The organism is Amycolatopsis dendrobii (genome assembly GCF_014145675.1).
Lineage (GTDB): Bacteria > Actinomycetota > Actinomycetes > Mycobacteriales > Pseudonocardiaceae > Amycolatopsis > Amycolatopsis dendrobii.
Map to the genome: position 1 here is coordinate 49,818 of NZ_JACGZW010000016.1, position 13,343 is coordinate 63,160.

Annotated in this window: 14 protein-coding genes; 8 read left to right on the plus strand and 6 right to left on the minus strand. The window is 68.2% G+C overall.

The genetic code is table 11. The features are described 5' to 3' along the window. Positions 1-5: 5 nt before the first annotated feature. The 3 genes from H4281_RS37425 to H4281_RS37435 all read left to right on the plus strand — a co-directional run bounded on the left by H4281_RS37425 (position 6) and on the right by H4281_RS37435 (position 3,065). Entirely contained in the window at positions 6-1,241 is a 1,236-nt protein-coding gene (locus tag H4281_RS37425; RefSeq protein WP_182895589.1) for an MFS transporter, read from the plus strand. Then, complete coding sequence (locus H4281_RS37430; RefSeq protein ID WP_182895590.1) at positions 1,238-2,182, plus strand: TolB-like translocation protein; 945 nt, start codon at positions 1,238-1,240, stop codon at positions 2,180-2,182. Before H4281_RS37425 ends, H4281_RS37430 begins: the two co-directional genes overlap by 4 nt. Positions 2,183-2,249: 67 nt before the next feature. Then, positions 2,250-3,065, plus strand: a complete 816-nt coding sequence (locus tag H4281_RS37435) for an alpha/beta fold hydrolase (protein ID WP_182895591.1) — start codon at positions 2,250-2,252, stop codon at positions 3,063-3,065. Here H4281_RS37435 and H4281_RS37440 read toward each other — a convergent pair whose 3' ends face one another. Genes H4281_RS37440 through H4281_RS37455 form a run of 4 tightly spaced genes read right to left on the minus strand, consistent with a single transcriptional unit; the run spans position 3,066 to position 6,779 of the window. After that, complete coding sequence (locus H4281_RS37440) at positions 3,066-3,842, minus strand: ATP-binding cassette domain-containing protein (RefSeq protein WP_182895592.1); 777 nt, start codon at positions 3,840-3,842, stop codon at positions 3,066-3,068. Then, positions 3,839-4,867 carry an ABC transporter permease gene (locus H4281_RS37445; RefSeq protein WP_182895593.1) on the minus strand — a complete coding sequence of 343 codons (1,029 nt, stop codon included), beginning with the start codon at positions 4,865-4,867 and terminating at the stop codon, positions 3,839-3,841. Before H4281_RS37445 ends, H4281_RS37440 begins: the two co-directional genes overlap by 4 nt. Next, a complete protein-coding gene (locus H4281_RS37450; RefSeq protein ID WP_182895594.1) occupies positions 4,864-5,865 on the minus strand; it encodes a sugar ABC transporter substrate-binding protein in 1,002 nt (333 codons plus the stop codon). Before H4281_RS37450 ends, H4281_RS37445 begins: the two co-directional genes overlap by 4 nt. A 41-nt stretch (positions 5,866-5,906) precedes the next feature. Next, on the minus strand, positions 5,907-6,779 hold the full coding sequence (locus tag H4281_RS37455; protein ID WP_182895595.1) for a sugar phosphate isomerase/epimerase family protein: 873 nt from the start codon (positions 6,777-6,779) through the stop codon (positions 5,907-5,909). Positions 6,780-6,878: 99 nt separating this feature from the next. Between H4281_RS37455 and H4281_RS37460 the strand changes: the two genes are divergently transcribed. Both H4281_RS37460 and H4281_RS37465 read left to right on the plus strand, forming a co-directional pair. Next, positions 6,879-7,889, plus strand: coding sequence for a LacI family DNA-binding transcriptional regulator (locus H4281_RS37460; RefSeq protein ID WP_182895596.1), 1,011 nt, complete (start codon positions 6,879-6,881; stop codon positions 7,887-7,889). Further along, positions 7,886-8,887 carry a Gfo/Idh/MocA family protein gene (locus H4281_RS37465; RefSeq protein WP_182895597.1) on the plus strand — a complete coding sequence of 334 codons (1,002 nt, stop codon included), beginning with the start codon at positions 7,886-7,888 and terminating at the stop codon, positions 8,885-8,887. Before H4281_RS37460 ends, H4281_RS37465 begins: the two co-directional genes overlap by 4 nt. Before the next feature lies 1 nt (position 8,888). Here H4281_RS37465 and H4281_RS37470 read toward each other — a convergent pair whose 3' ends face one another. After that, a complete protein-coding gene (locus H4281_RS37470; RefSeq protein WP_182895598.1) occupies positions 8,889-9,485 on the minus strand; it encodes a TetR/AcrR family transcriptional regulator in 597 nt (198 codons plus the stop codon). A gap of 61 nt (positions 9,486-9,546) precedes the next feature. Here H4281_RS37470 and H4281_RS37475 point away from each other — a divergent pair, with 61 nt between their 5' ends. Continuing rightward, entirely contained in the window at positions 9,547-10,206 is a 660-nt protein-coding gene (locus H4281_RS37475; protein ID WP_182895708.1) for an SDR family NAD(P)-dependent oxidoreductase, read from the plus strand. Positions 10,207-10,259: 53 nt separating this feature from the next. After that, positions 10,260-10,763, plus strand: a complete 504-nt coding sequence (locus H4281_RS37480; protein WP_237598407.1) for a GNAT family N-acetyltransferase — start codon at positions 10,260-10,262, stop codon at positions 10,761-10,763. A 211-nt stretch (positions 10,764-10,974) separates the two neighbouring features. On the opposite strand, the gene asnB is transcribed toward H4281_RS37480, so the two are convergent. Further along, positions 10,975-12,816, minus strand: a complete 1,842-nt coding sequence (asnB, locus tag H4281_RS37485) for an asparagine synthase (glutamine-hydrolyzing) (protein ID WP_182895599.1) — start codon at positions 12,814-12,816, stop codon at positions 10,975-10,977. A 425-nt stretch (positions 12,817-13,241) separates the two neighbouring features. Between asnB and kdpF the strand changes: the two genes are divergently transcribed. Next, a complete protein-coding gene (gene kdpF, locus H4281_RS45950) occupies positions 13,242-13,343 on the plus strand; it encodes a K(+)-transporting ATPase subunit F (protein WP_037358287.1) in 102 nt (33 codons plus the stop codon).

Below are 13,343 nucleotides of genomic sequence, written 5' to 3' on the forward strand. Positions count from 1 at the left end.
CGGTCATGTACATCGCGACAAGCCGTAGTTCGGACGTCGCGGCGGGCACCGAGCGCAAGTCCGGCCTGCGCCGGGTGTCGGCGAACGTCGTCGCACTCGGCGCGGTCAGCCTGGTCACCGACATCTCCTCGGAGATGGTGACCGCGGTGCTCCCGCTGTATCTGGTGCTCGGCCTCGGGCTGAACCCGCTGCAGTTCGGCCTGCTCGACGGGCTTTACGCGGGAGCCACCGCCGTGGTCCGCGTGCTCGGCGGGCACCTGGCGGACCGGTGGCGGCGGCTCAAGGCGGTCGCCGGGTTCGGCTACGGCTTGTCCGCGGTGTGCAAGCTCGGCCTGGTCGCGGCCGGTTCGTCGGTCGCGGCGATCGGCGTGGTGCTCGCCGCCGACCGCACCGGCAAGGGGCTGCGCACGGCCCCGCGCGACGCGTTGATCTCGCTTTCCAGCGAGCCCGACACGCTCGGCCGGTCGTTCGGCGTGCACCGCGCGATGGACACTGTCGGCGCGTTCCTCGGCCCGCTCGTCGCGATGGCCGTGCTGGCGCTGAGCCTCGGCAGCTACACCTCGGTGTTCTTCACCAGTTTCTGCATCGCGGCGATCGCGGTGATGCTGCTCTTCCTGTTCGTTCGCGACCACAAGCAGGAAATCGCCGACCGGGCCGCGGTGTCCGTGCGGGCGGCGTTCGGATTGCTGCGCGAGCGGGGTTTCCGCCGCGTGGTGGTGTGGGCGGCGCTGCTCGGGTTCGTGACGCTCGGCGATTCCTTTGTGTACCTGGTGCTTCAGCGGCGCTGGGACGTCGCGGCGACGTTCTTTCCGCTGCTGCCGCTCGGCACCGCCGGGGTGTATCTGGTGCTGGCGGTCCCGCTGGGCAAGCTGGCCGACCGGATCGGGCGCTGGCCGGTGTTCCTCGGCGGCCACGTCGCGCTGGTCGCCGCGCTGATCGCGTTGTGCGGGCCGGTGTCCGGGTTCTGGCTCGCGGCTCTCGCTTTGGGCCTGCACGGCGTGTTCTACGCGGCTACCGACGGGGTCCTGATGGCTGCGGCCGGACCGTTGGTGCCCGCCGATCTCCGGGCGACCGGCTTGGCCGTGGTCCAAACCGGACAGGCTGCCGCTCGGATGCTTTCGTCTGTCCTCTTCGGACTCGCCTGGACGTTGTGGGATCTCCAGCCCGCGGTCCTCGTGGCGGCCGGAGCGCTCGCTGTCGTGGCGCTCGGCGCCGCTTTCGCAAGGCCGGTGCGCAAATGAAAAAGGTTCTTCTCGCTGTCGTCGGAACTGTGGTGCTCGCGGCTGCCGCGGTGGTTTACACCGTTGCCGCGCGGCCCAGCCCGGCTGAACCCGCGAAGGTCGAGCACCTTTCGCTCGCGTCCGGGCAGTTGTTCTTTCGCAGCACGAAGACGGGCAACATCGGCGTCGTTCCGCTCGCGAATCCTGGTGCCGCGCCGAAATTCAGCGATCTGAAGTGCGACCGGTTCGCCGTGTCCGCGTCGACGGGGATGTGCCTCGCGGTGCGGCCCGGCACGCTGCCCGCGGTCAGCGACTTCAGCATCCTCGACCGCAATTTCGCCACTACGCACAAGGACTACCTGCCGGGGACCCCGAGCCGGGCGCGCGTTTCGCCGGATGGCAAGCGGGTGTACTGGACGGTGTTCGTCACCGGTGATTCCTATGCCGCTACCGGGTTTTCCACGCGTGCCGGGATCTACCAGCTGGACAACGGCGAGCTGGAGAAGACGATCGAGGAACTGCCGGTCCTGGTGGACGGGAAGCGGTACTTCTCCGCCGACGTCAACTACTGGGGCATCACGTTCAGCAAGGACGGCAAGCGGTTCTACTCGACGCTGGGCACCAAGGGCAAGACCTACCTGATCGAAGGAGATTACGACACGTACCGCGGCAAAGCGCTGCGGGAAAACGTGGAATGCCCGTCGTTGTCGCCGGACGAAACGCGGATCGCGTTCAAGAAGAAGATCGGCGAGGGCGTCTGGCGGCTGTCCGTGCTCGACCTCAAGACGATGCGGGAGACCGCGCTCGCCGAGACCCGCAGCGTTGACGACCAGGCGCTCTGGCAGGACGATCACACGATCCTCTACGGCCTCGAGAACGCCGTGTGGTCGGTGCCCGCGGACGGATCCGGGGCTCCGCGCAAGCTCGTCTCCGACGCCGTGTCGCCCGCCGTCACCAGCTGATTCGACATCTCTTTACGTCGTATAGTACCCTCGCGTCCGGCGATACTTTACAACGTAAAGAGATGAGATGGCTGAAGCGACTCTGCACGACGGAACACGGATCGAAGCGCAGGTGCACGGGGACGGGCCGGTGCTGCTGCTCCCGGTCGACCCCCGGCCCGCGGAAGGACCGGAGGCCGAGGCGGCCCGGCAGTGGGGCGCCGATCCGGAGCTGGGCCGTTCGCTGATCGAGGGATTCGCCGGGTTCCGGGTAGCGGCCTTCGACTACCAGGGGCACCGGATGGCGCATCCGGCCGACCTGACGCCGGACGTGGTCGCGGCCGATTTCCTGGCCGTGGCGGACGCGGTCGGGGCGGAGCGGTTTTCGTACTACGGGTACTCGTGGCTGGCGCTTTCCGGGCTGCAGCTGGCGTTGCGGACGGATCGGCTGGACGCGCTGGTGATGGGCGGATATCCGCCGCTGGACGGGCCGTATGCGGCAATGCTCGCGGTGACCCGGGCGACGCACGAGATGGCGCTTGCCGGTCCGTCGGCCGAAACCAAAGCCGAGCCGGGGGATTGGGATTCGGTGGACGTCACGTTGTCCATCGGGCAGACGAAGCAGTTCGTGACGTTGTACGAGGCGTTGCAGGACTTCGACGACCGGGCAGTCGAGCTCTCGTGCGCGCGGTTGTGCTTCGCGGGTTCGGAGGACCGGATCGGGTACGGCGAACGGTGGGGCGGGGTGACCGTCGACATCGCCGGGCCGCTGCTGCGCGAGCGCGCCGAGTTGGAGGCGCGGGGGTGGACCGTCGAGGTGCTTGACGGGCTGGACCACATGAGCGCGATGCAGGCGGCCGCGGTGCTGCCGTTGGTACGGCCTTGGCTGGAGAAAGTCTTGTAGCTATTCGGCTTGCCGCAGCTCGTGTTCCAATGCATCCAGTTCCGCGCCGCCAGCCATCTGCCGGGTCAGCTCGGGCAGTTCGATCTCCGCCTTTTCGTAGGACCCGAGCGCCGTGCCGCGTTTGAGGAGCAGGAAGCGGTCCGCCACCGGGTACGCGTGGTGCGGGTTGTGCGTGATCAGGACGACGCCCAGGCCCCGGTCGCGGGCCTGGGCCACGTACTTCAGCACCACCCCGGCCTGCTTCACGCCCAACGCGGCCGTCGGCTCGTCCAGGATCAGCACCTTCGCGCCGAAGTGGATAGCGCGGGCGATCGCGACGCACTGCCGTTCGCCGCCGGACAGCGTGCCGACTGGCTGTTCGACGTCGCGCAGGTCGATGCCGAGATCGGCGAGGGCTTTCTTCGTGAGCTCACGGCCCTTGCGCCGGTCCAGGGCCCGGAACGGGCCGAACCCGACGGTCGGTTCGGAGCCGAGGAAGAAGTTGCGCCACACGCTCATCAACGGCACTACCGCGAGATCTTGGTACACCGTGGCTATTCCGCGGTCAAGCGCTTCCCGGGGCGAGGCGAACCGCACCGGCGCGCCTTCGACGAGGAACTCGCCTTCGTCGTGCTGGTGCACTCCGGCGAGGATCTTGATCAAAGTGGACTTGCCCGCGCCGTTGTCGCCCAGCACGCACGTGACCTCGCCCGCCTTGACGACCGTGGACACCTCACGCAACGCGACCACATTGCCGTAGCGCTTGCCGATCTCGCGAACTTCGAGGAGAGCGTTCATCGCCGGACCCTTTCCGCGCGCCGCCGCAGAGCGTTGTTGACCAGGACCGCCGCCAGCAGCATGATCCCGAGGAACAGCATGAACCAGTCGTTGTCCCAGCCGGCGAACACGATGCCCTGGCGCGCCATGCCGAAGATCAGCGCGCCGATCGCCGCGCCGACGGCCGAGCCGAACCCGCCGGTCAGCAGGCAGCCGCCGATCACCGCGGCGATGATGTACTGGAATTCCAGCCCGATGCCCTGATTCGCCTGGACGCTCGCGAAGCGCAGGATGTTGATCGAACCGACGAGCCATCCGGCCAGCGCGGTGCCCATGAACAGCAGGATTTTCGTGCGCACCACCGGAACGCCGACCGAGCGGGCGCTCGTGGCGGAACCGCCGACCGCGAAGATCCAGTTGCCGAAGCGCGTCCGGACCAGCAGCCACGCGGCCACCGCGATCGCGCCGAGCCACCAGACGATGGAGATCTGGAACGGGGTGCCGCCGATGTCCACAGTGGAGGCGAAGACGAAACCGGCGGACGCGTAGCCGTCGGTCGAGCGCATGCCGGAGACCTGCACCGTGCCGGTCACCAGCCTTGTGACGCCGAGGTTCAAGCCTTGCAGGGCAAGGAAAGTGCCGAGGGTGACGATGAAGCTCGGCAGCCCGGTTTTCATGACCAGCCAGCCGTTGAACGCGCCGACCGTCAGCGCGAAGACCAACGAGACGAGCAGCGCGAGCCACACGTTCCAGCCCGCTTGGGTGGCGAGGATCGCGGTGACCAGCGACGTGGACGCGGTCATCACGCCCGCGGACAGGTCGAACTCGCCGCCGACCATCAGCAGCGACACGGCCACCGCCATGATGCCCAGCGTCGCCGCGTCGTCCAGCCAGGTCGCGGCGCCGCTGGCACTGAAGAACTTGTCGGACGCGAAGGTGAAGAAGCCGAAGACCACGACCGCGCCGAGCAGCGCGCCGATCTCCGGGCGGAGCACCAATCGGTCGGTCAGCCGCGGCTTCTCCAGCCGTTCGTCGAGGGTCGTCATCGGGTGCCCCTTTGCACGTACTGGCCGACCTTGTCCACTGTGGATTTGTCGACCAGGTCGGGTCCGGTGAGCACCGGTTTGCCGCCGCCGACGACGTTCGCGTTGTCCCGGTAGAGCTTCAGGAACTGCACCGGGAGATAGCCCTGTTCGTACTGCTGCTGGTCGACCGCGAAGAGCACGTCGCCCGCCTTGATCGCGGCCACCACGTCGGAGTTGAGGTCGAACGTGGCGACCTGCGCCTTCGCGTTCACCGACTTGATCGCGCTCACCGCACGCGCGGCGACCTGCGAGTTCAGCGTGAGGACCGCGTCGATCGACGAATCGGTCTGGACCGCGCCGCGGATGCGGGACTCGGCGTCGGTCGGGTTGGAGATGTCCACCTGCAGCGTCTGCACGGTGCCGGCGAATCCGGTCTTCGCGCCGTCACAGCGTTGCGCCTGCCCGACGTTTCCGGCCTCGTGGATCACGCACAGCAGCTTGTGCTTGCCGAGTTCTTTGAACTTCTTCCCGGCTTCTTGCCCGGCGATCGACTCGTTCTGCCCGACGTGCGCAAGCGCGCCGTACGCCGCGCTCTTGTCCTCGCCGGAGTTGATGGTGATCACCGGGATCCCGGCGCGCACCGCGGCCTCGATGGACGGACGCAGCGCTTCGGGGTTGGCCATCGACACGACGAGCCCGCCGGTCTGCTGCGCGACAGCGTTGTCGATCAGCTTCGCCTGCGCGCCCGGATCTCCGTCGGACGTGTATTCGACCTGCACGCCGAGGTCCTTGCCCGCTTGTTCGGCGCCGTTCTTCACCACGTTCCAGAACGCGTCGCCCGCGGTGCCGTGGGTGATCACCGAGACCTTCAGCGGCCCGGACGGCGTCGGCGCGGCGGCGGGCGCGGTCGTCTTCGGTTCGGCGGCCGGACCGGTGCACGCCGCCAGCAGCAAGCCCGCGGCCAGCAGGCTCGCCACCGCGCGGCCGGAGCGTCGTGCGCGCTCCCAGCGATGGGACATCGTTGTCTCTCCTCGCTTGTTTTCCGAGCTTGTTTCCGGCGTCAGCCGGTGATGGTGCGCAGGTACGAAAGGCTGGTCGCGACGTCGCGGCCAGGACGGTCCGCCGGGCTGTCGTCGCTCAGTGCGGTGTCCTGCTCCAGGACGTACCAGCCGTCGTAGCCCGCCTCGGCGACGGAGCGGACCATGGCTTCGATGTCCACGTCGCCCTCGCCGAGCGGAACGTAGAGACCCCTGCCGACGGCTTCGGTGTACGGCAGTTCGCCTGCTCGGACGGCGTCGGCCAGCTCGCCGCGGACGTCCTTGAGGTGCAGGTGCCCGATCCGCCGCGGGTGCCGCCGGGCGAGCGCGACCGGGTCGGCGCCGCCGATCAGCAGGTGGCCGGTGTCGAGGCAGAGCTGGAGATCCGAGTCGGCGAGGAAGCGTTCGACCTCGGCCTCGGTTTCCACGTGCGTGCCGACGTGCGGGTGCAGGACCGCTCGCAGACCGTGTTTTGCCGCTATGTCGCGGATCTTGCCTGCCGTGCCGACCAAAGTGGACCATTCGGCGTCGATGAGGGCGGGCCGTTCGTCGTAACCCTCGAGTCCGGTTGCCGCGGCGAGGACGAGCATCGTGCCGCCGCAAGCCGCGAAGAGCGCGGCCGATTCTTCCGCTTCGGCTATGGCCGCGTCAGGATCTTCGTGCAGTGGTACGGCAAGAAAGCCGCCGACGAGGTCGAGGCGGTGGCTTTCCAGCAGCTTCTTCAACTCGGCCGGTTCGCGCGGCAGATAGCCGGGCGGACCCAATTCTGTTGCGGTGACGCCCAAATCGGCCATCTCGTCGAGTACTGCCGGGGCGTCGAGCACTCGGCCCCAGCCGGGAACCTCGCAGACTCCCCAGGAGATCGGGGCGGCTGCGACGCGGATCTTCGCGGTCATGGATCCCTCTTCGGTCGGGGGGCGTCCTCTTGATTAGAGCGCTCTAAGCTTGTAGCGTCCGACCCGTCGCGTCAAGCGCTTCTCCGGGGAGGTTTTCGCATGGGGAAGCCCACCATGGAGGATGTCGCCGCGCGAGCCGGGGTTTCCCGGGCACTGGTTTCGCTCGTGATGCGCAACGCGCCGAACGTCTCGGCGCGGCGACGCGCGGCGGTGCTGAAGGCGGCGGAGGAGCTGGGTTATTCGCCGCACGTGATGGCGCGGTCGCTGGCGAGCCGGACGTCCACGGTGCTCGGCGTGATGGTGAACGACCTGCGCAACGCATTCTTCGCCGATGTCGTCGAAGGGCTGGACGCGGCGGCCCAAGCGGCCGGGTTCGACCTGATCCTCAACACTGGCGGCAGGATGCCTTCTCGGGAAGGTGCGGCGTTGCGCAGTCTGCTGTCGTTCCGTCCGGCCGGCGTCGTGCTGTTGTCGCCTGTGGTTCCGGCCGCGGCGATCGAAGCCGCGGCACGGCAGTGTCCGGTAGTGTTGGTGTCACGGACCTCTCGACTGTCTACTGTGGATACGGTGAACGACGACGGCGAGGCTGGCGCGGCGTTGGCCGTCGAGCACCTGGTCCAGTTGGGGCATCGCCGGATCGCGCACCTCGACGGCGGGGGAGCGGCCGGCGCCGCGGCTCGGCGACGCGGTTTCCGGCAGGCGATGCGGGCGCACGGGCTGGAGCCGATCGTGGTGAGCAGCGAACACACCGACACCGCGGGCGAGAAAGCCGTGCAGGAATTGCTGTCCGCGTACTCTCCGGCTCCGACGGCACTGCTGGCGGGCAATGACTTCAACGCGGTCGGCGCGATCTCGGCGCTCGAAGAACGCGGGTTGAGGGTGCCGGAGGACGTGTCCGTAGTCGGCTACGACAACACGTCCTTGGCTTCCCTGCGGCACATTTCACTGACCACAGTGGACCAACCGCGGGCGGAAATGGCGCGGCTGGCTTTCGACGCGCTGCTGGAGCGCGTACGCGGTGAACGCACTGAACCGGTGCGGCACCTGCTTCATCCGTCCCTGGTCGTGCGGGAGACCACGGGGCCCGACTCAGGGGAGGCGCAGCGATGAGGTTAGGACTGGCAGGGGCCGGACGGATCGGTGCCGCACACGCGGAAACGCTCGCGGGATTCGACGAGGTCGCGTCGGTGGTCGTCGCCGACGTGGATCCGGCGCGCGCCCAGCCGGTCGCCGATCGGCTCGGTGTCGAGGCGGCCGAAGGAATCGACGCCCTGTTCCAGTCTGGTCTCGACGGCCTGGTCATCGCGGCGGCCACGGACGCGCATCCGGAGTTGATCATCAAGGCGGTCGACGCGCGACTACCGGTGTTCTGCGAAAAGCCGGTCGCCGCGGACATCCCCGGCACGCTCGCGGTGATCGACCGCATCGCGGACTCGGACGTTCCGGTGCAGATCGGTTTCCAGCGCCGGTTCGACGCGGGTTACCAGGCCGCGCGGGTCGCGGTGGAGAGCGGGGAGCTGGGCTGGCTGCACAGCGTCCGGGCGACCACTTTGGACCCGGCACCGCCGCCCGCCGCGTATGTCGCGCATTCCGGCGGTCTCTTCCGGGACTGCGGCGTGCACGACTTCGACATCCTCCGGTGGGTGACCGGCCGGGAGGTCGAGCAGGTGTTTGCCTTGGGGCGCAACAAAGGCGAGCAGTTCTTCGCGGATGCCGGAGACGTCGATACCGCCGCGGTCGCGATGACTCTCGACGACGGAACCCTCGCGACGGTCTCGCTGACGCGTTACAACGGCGCGGGTTATGACGTGCGCTTCGAGGCCCTCGGTTCGCTGGCGAACGCCGTGGTGGGCTTGGACGGCCAGGCCCCGCTGCGGTCCGTGGAGCCGGGCGTCGGACGATTGCCGGGACCGGCGTATCCGGGCTTCATGGAACGTTTCCGGACGGCCTATTCGGCTGAGCTGCGGGCGTTCCTGGATGTTGCCGCCCGGCGGATCCCGTCGCCTGCCGGAGCAGCGGACGCGTTGGAGGCGTTCTACATCGCGGAGGCGTGCGAGGTCTCGCGGAGGGAGAACCGCCCGGTGCGGGTCGCCGAGGTGCGGCGGTAGGTCACCCGCGCGGACGAAGCAGCTTATCCACCAACGTATCCACCAAATTCTTCGGCACCGCGGTTCCCGTGAGCGCACAGTAGACGATCGGTCCGAACAGAGCGTCCATTGTGGCTTCCGGATCCAGTACCGGAGAAACCTCGCCTGCCTCGGCAGCGCGGGTCAGCATCTCGCGTTCGGCGATCTGCCGCGGCTCCAGGTAGCGCTCGTGGAACCGCGCGGCAGTCCCCGCATCGTGCTGTGCTTCGGCCAGCAGGGTAAGCAGGCACTTGCCCGCAGGGTCCTCGGCGAGGAAATGCGCGAAGTCGCGCAGATAGGCCCGGATGCTGTCGGCCGTCGGGAGTTCCGTCGGCACCGGCAGGCGTTTCTCGCTGTCCTCGATCAGCGTGTCCAGCAGAATCTCGACCTTCGACGGCCACCAGCGGTAGATGGTCTGCTTCGCGACGCCGGCCCGGCGCGCGATCGCTTCGACGGTCAGTGCGCCGAAGCCGTGCTCGACCAGCAGGTCGTCGGCGGCGTGGAGCACCGCCAGGCGCGCGGCCTCGTCGCGCCGGTTGCCGGAGCGTGCCCTGCGGGGCTGGGAATTGACTGCGGGCATACCGGGCACCTTACCGTGCTACTGTCTAGACGTGACGTTGCGTCTAGACAAGGGAGCGGTCATGGCGGTACGCCGGGCGTTGGTGGTCGGGGCTTCGCGAGGACTGGGATTGGTGCTGGTCACCGAACTGGACCGGCGCGGGTGGGAGGTCGTCGCGACGACTCGCGACGGTTCGGTGCCGCGGGAAGGAATGCGGACCGAGCAGCTGGAGATGACTGACGACGCACAGATCGCGGCGCTCGGAGACAGAGTCGGCGGTCCGCTCGACCTGCTCTTCGTGAACGCAGCGATCAACCAAGGGAATCTGCCGATCAGCGAAGTGCCGGCGACGATGTTCGCCGAAGTCATGATCACCAACGCGTTGAGCCCGTTGAGAGTCCTCGAAGGACTGCACGATCTGGTCGCGCCGGGCGGCACGGTCGCGGTGATGTCGTCCGAGCAGGGCAGCATCTCGATGAACGTCGAACCGGGATACGAGCTGTACAAGGCGAGCAAGGCCGCGCTCAACCAGCTCATGCGCAGCTACGCCACTCGCCACGAGGCCGACGGGCGCACCAAACTGCTCATCGATCCCGGCCACAACCGGACTCGGCTCGGCGGTCCGGACGCGCCGTTGCTGCCTGAGGAAAGCGTCCCCGCGGTCGTCGACGTGCTCGAAGCACAGGCAGGAGAGCCCGGGCTGCGGTTCCTCGACCGCTTCGGCGAGCCGGTTCCCTGGTAACGACTGGGCCGATCGGGTAGCGCTGGACGGCTTCGCGTGCCAAGCTGCGGGGCGTGCCTGGATCCGGAGAATCCGAGATCGTGCTGATCCCGCTCGACGAGCCGGGGCTCGAGCGGCTTCTGGACGCCGCGGTGGCCGACGCCGAACCGACGGAGGTCATGCCGCCGGTGGAAGGTCCCGCCGGGTGGACCGAAGCCCGCCGCGAAGCGTTTCTCGCGTTTCACCGCAGGCGATCGCTCAATCCGGACACCGCCATCGAGACGACGTGGGTCGTGGAAGTCGACGGCCGCGTCTGCGGGGCGGCGCGGCTGCGGCCAGTGTCCGGACGGGCCGCACTGGCGGTCGAGGCCGGGGTGTGGCTGGGCCGATCGGCGCGCGGACGCGGAATCGGCCGCAAGGTGACCGCGGTACTGCTGGACGCGGCCCGCGACGGCGGCGCGGCGAAGTTCGTCGCGACGACCACTGTGGACAATGCGGCGGCACAGCGGCTGCTGAGCGGGGCCGGCGCGGAACTGGACGTGCGCGGCACGGAGATCGACGCGCACCTGGACTTCTGACCGCTCGCCCGGCCGACGAGACGGCCTTCACGGCTTCGCTCCGATGAGGTCCGTGAAGGGCTCCTTGAGGGAATCAGATTCCCTCAAGGAGTCCTTCACCGACGTCGGCATCGCGCGCCCGGTCCCGAGGGTAACGGGGCGGCACACCACAGCCGCTGAGCCCGGCACCGCGCGGAAACGGTGCCGGGCGAGCAGCGGGCCAGGGCCAAGGTCAGTTGAGTTCCAGCTCCGGCGAGTACATGTCGAACCAGTGGTGCAGGTCCAGCGCCCGGTCCATGCCGACGCGCTGTGCCTGGCTGATCGTCGCCGGGTCGGTGTCCGCCGACTGCTGCAGCCATTCCCGGCTGACCATCTGGAACACCGGATTGTCCTTCTGCGCCAAGGCTTCCTTGATCTGCTGCTGCAGCGCGATCGCGTACCCCGGGTCCTGAGTGGAGGGATACGGGCTCTTCACCCGGTCCCGCACCGACGCCGGCAGCACGTGCTTCGTCGCGTGCCGCAGCAGGCTCTTTTCCCTGCCGTCGTAGGTCTTCAGCGACCACGGCGTGTTGTAGACGTACTCCACGAGCCGGTGGTCGCAGAACGGCACGCGCACTTCCAGGCCCACCGCCATCGACATGCGGTCCTTGCGGTCGAGCAGCTGCCGTACGAAACGGGTCAGGTGGAGGTTGCAGATGACGCGCATCCGCGACTCCCGCTCGGATTCGCCGTCCAGCAAGTCCACTTGGGACACTGCGGTGCGGTACTGGTCGGCGACGTAGGACTCCAGGTCCAGCTTCGCGGCCAGGCCCGGTTCGAGCAGCGATTCCCGGTCGTCCATCAGGCTGTTGCGGAACGCCAGCCACGGGAAGGTGTCCGCCTTCACCGCGGCCTCGTCGTGGAACCAGCGGTACCCGCCGAACACCTCGTCGGCCGATTCGCCGGACAGCGCGACCGTCGATTCCGCCCGGATCGCCTTGAACAGCAAGTACAAGGACGTGTCCATGTCGCCGAGCCCGGTGGGGATGTCACGGGCGCGCAGCACCTTGCGGCGCACCTCGGGGTCGCTCAGGTCGGCCGGGTTCAGCATCACGTCCTGGTGAGCGGAACCGACGAGCTTGGCGACGTCGCGGATGTAGGGCGAGTCGGGGGTGTCGCGCATTTCGTCGGGCTGGAAGTTCTCCTCCTGCCCGAAGAAGTCGACCGAGAACGTGCGCAGCTGCTCGCCCTGCTCGGCCAGCCGGGCGGCGGCGAGGCCGGTGACCGCGCTCGAGTCGAGGCCGCCGGACAGCAGCACGCAGCGCGGGACGTCGGCGACCAGCTGCCGGTGGACGATGTCGGTCATCAGCTCGCGCACGCGCGCGACCGTCGTCTCCTGGTCGTCGGTGTGCTGCTTCGCGTCGAGCTTCCAGTAGGTGCGGGTGTTGATGCCCTCGCGGGTCACCGTCACGACGGTGGCCGGGTCGACCTCGTACATGCCCTTCCACAGCGACCAGCCCGGCCGCTTCGTGAAGCCCATCAGCTCGCGCAGGCCGTCGCTGTCGACCACCTTGCGCGCCAGCGGGTTCGCGAGGATCGCCTTGGGCTCGGAGCCGAACAGGACGCCGTCGCGGGTGGGGTAGTAGTAGAACGGCTTGATGCCCATCCGGTCGCGGATCATCACGAGCTTCTGGTCGCGTTCGTCCCAGATCGCGAACGCGTACATGCCGTTGAGGTGGTCCACGACCTCGGCGCCCCACTGCAGGTAGCCGTGCAGCACGACCTCGGTGTCGCTGTCGGTCTCCCAGCGGTGGCCCAGTTTGGTGAGTTCTTCACGAAGTTCGGAGAAGTTGTACGCCTCGCCGCTGTAGACCATGGCGACTTCGCCGTTCGGAGTCTTGACGCTCATCGGCTGGCGGCCGCCCGGCAGGTCGATGATGGCGAGCCGGCGGTGACCGAGCGCGACCGAACGGCGGACCCAGGTTCCGCGGTCGTCGGGTCCTCGGCAGGCCATGGTCTCGGTCATCGCGTCCGCGATCTCCTGCTGCTGCGTGAGATCGGTGTCGTAGGAAACCCAGCCCGCGATTCCGCACATACGAGCCCTCCCTGAACCTAGTTAGTTAGTTGATACAACTATTGGTTACTCAGGTGTAACACGGACCCCCGATCGTTGTCTGCCCGAATTGCACTCTCTGTCCTTGATCCGCTACCAGCTGTGCCGCAAGTCACCCACCAACTACGGACAGTCATGCCGTCGCGCTGACCCGGATGGCGCTTGACGCAGTGGCCCGGGTCACCAGCCGTCAAGATCGCGTAAACGCCCCCAGGTCGCGGCGTCAAGGAGGCGTCAGACGCGGGTGCTTACGCTCCGCGACGACCGCACAGTGGCTCTCGACCGACGGTCACCCCGTGCCGGGTGACCCTTCCTGAGAGGTGCCTCGTGGCGGATTTGCTGTACGCCCTATTGCTCATCGGCGTTTTCGTGGTGCTCGCCGGTGTCCTGCGCGGGCTGGAGAAGCTGTGAGCGGCGCGGGCACCGTGGCCAACATCGTCGGCGGGCTGCTGGCGCTTGGCCTCCTCGGCTACCTGTTCGTCGCCCTCGTGAGGCCGGAGAAATTCTGA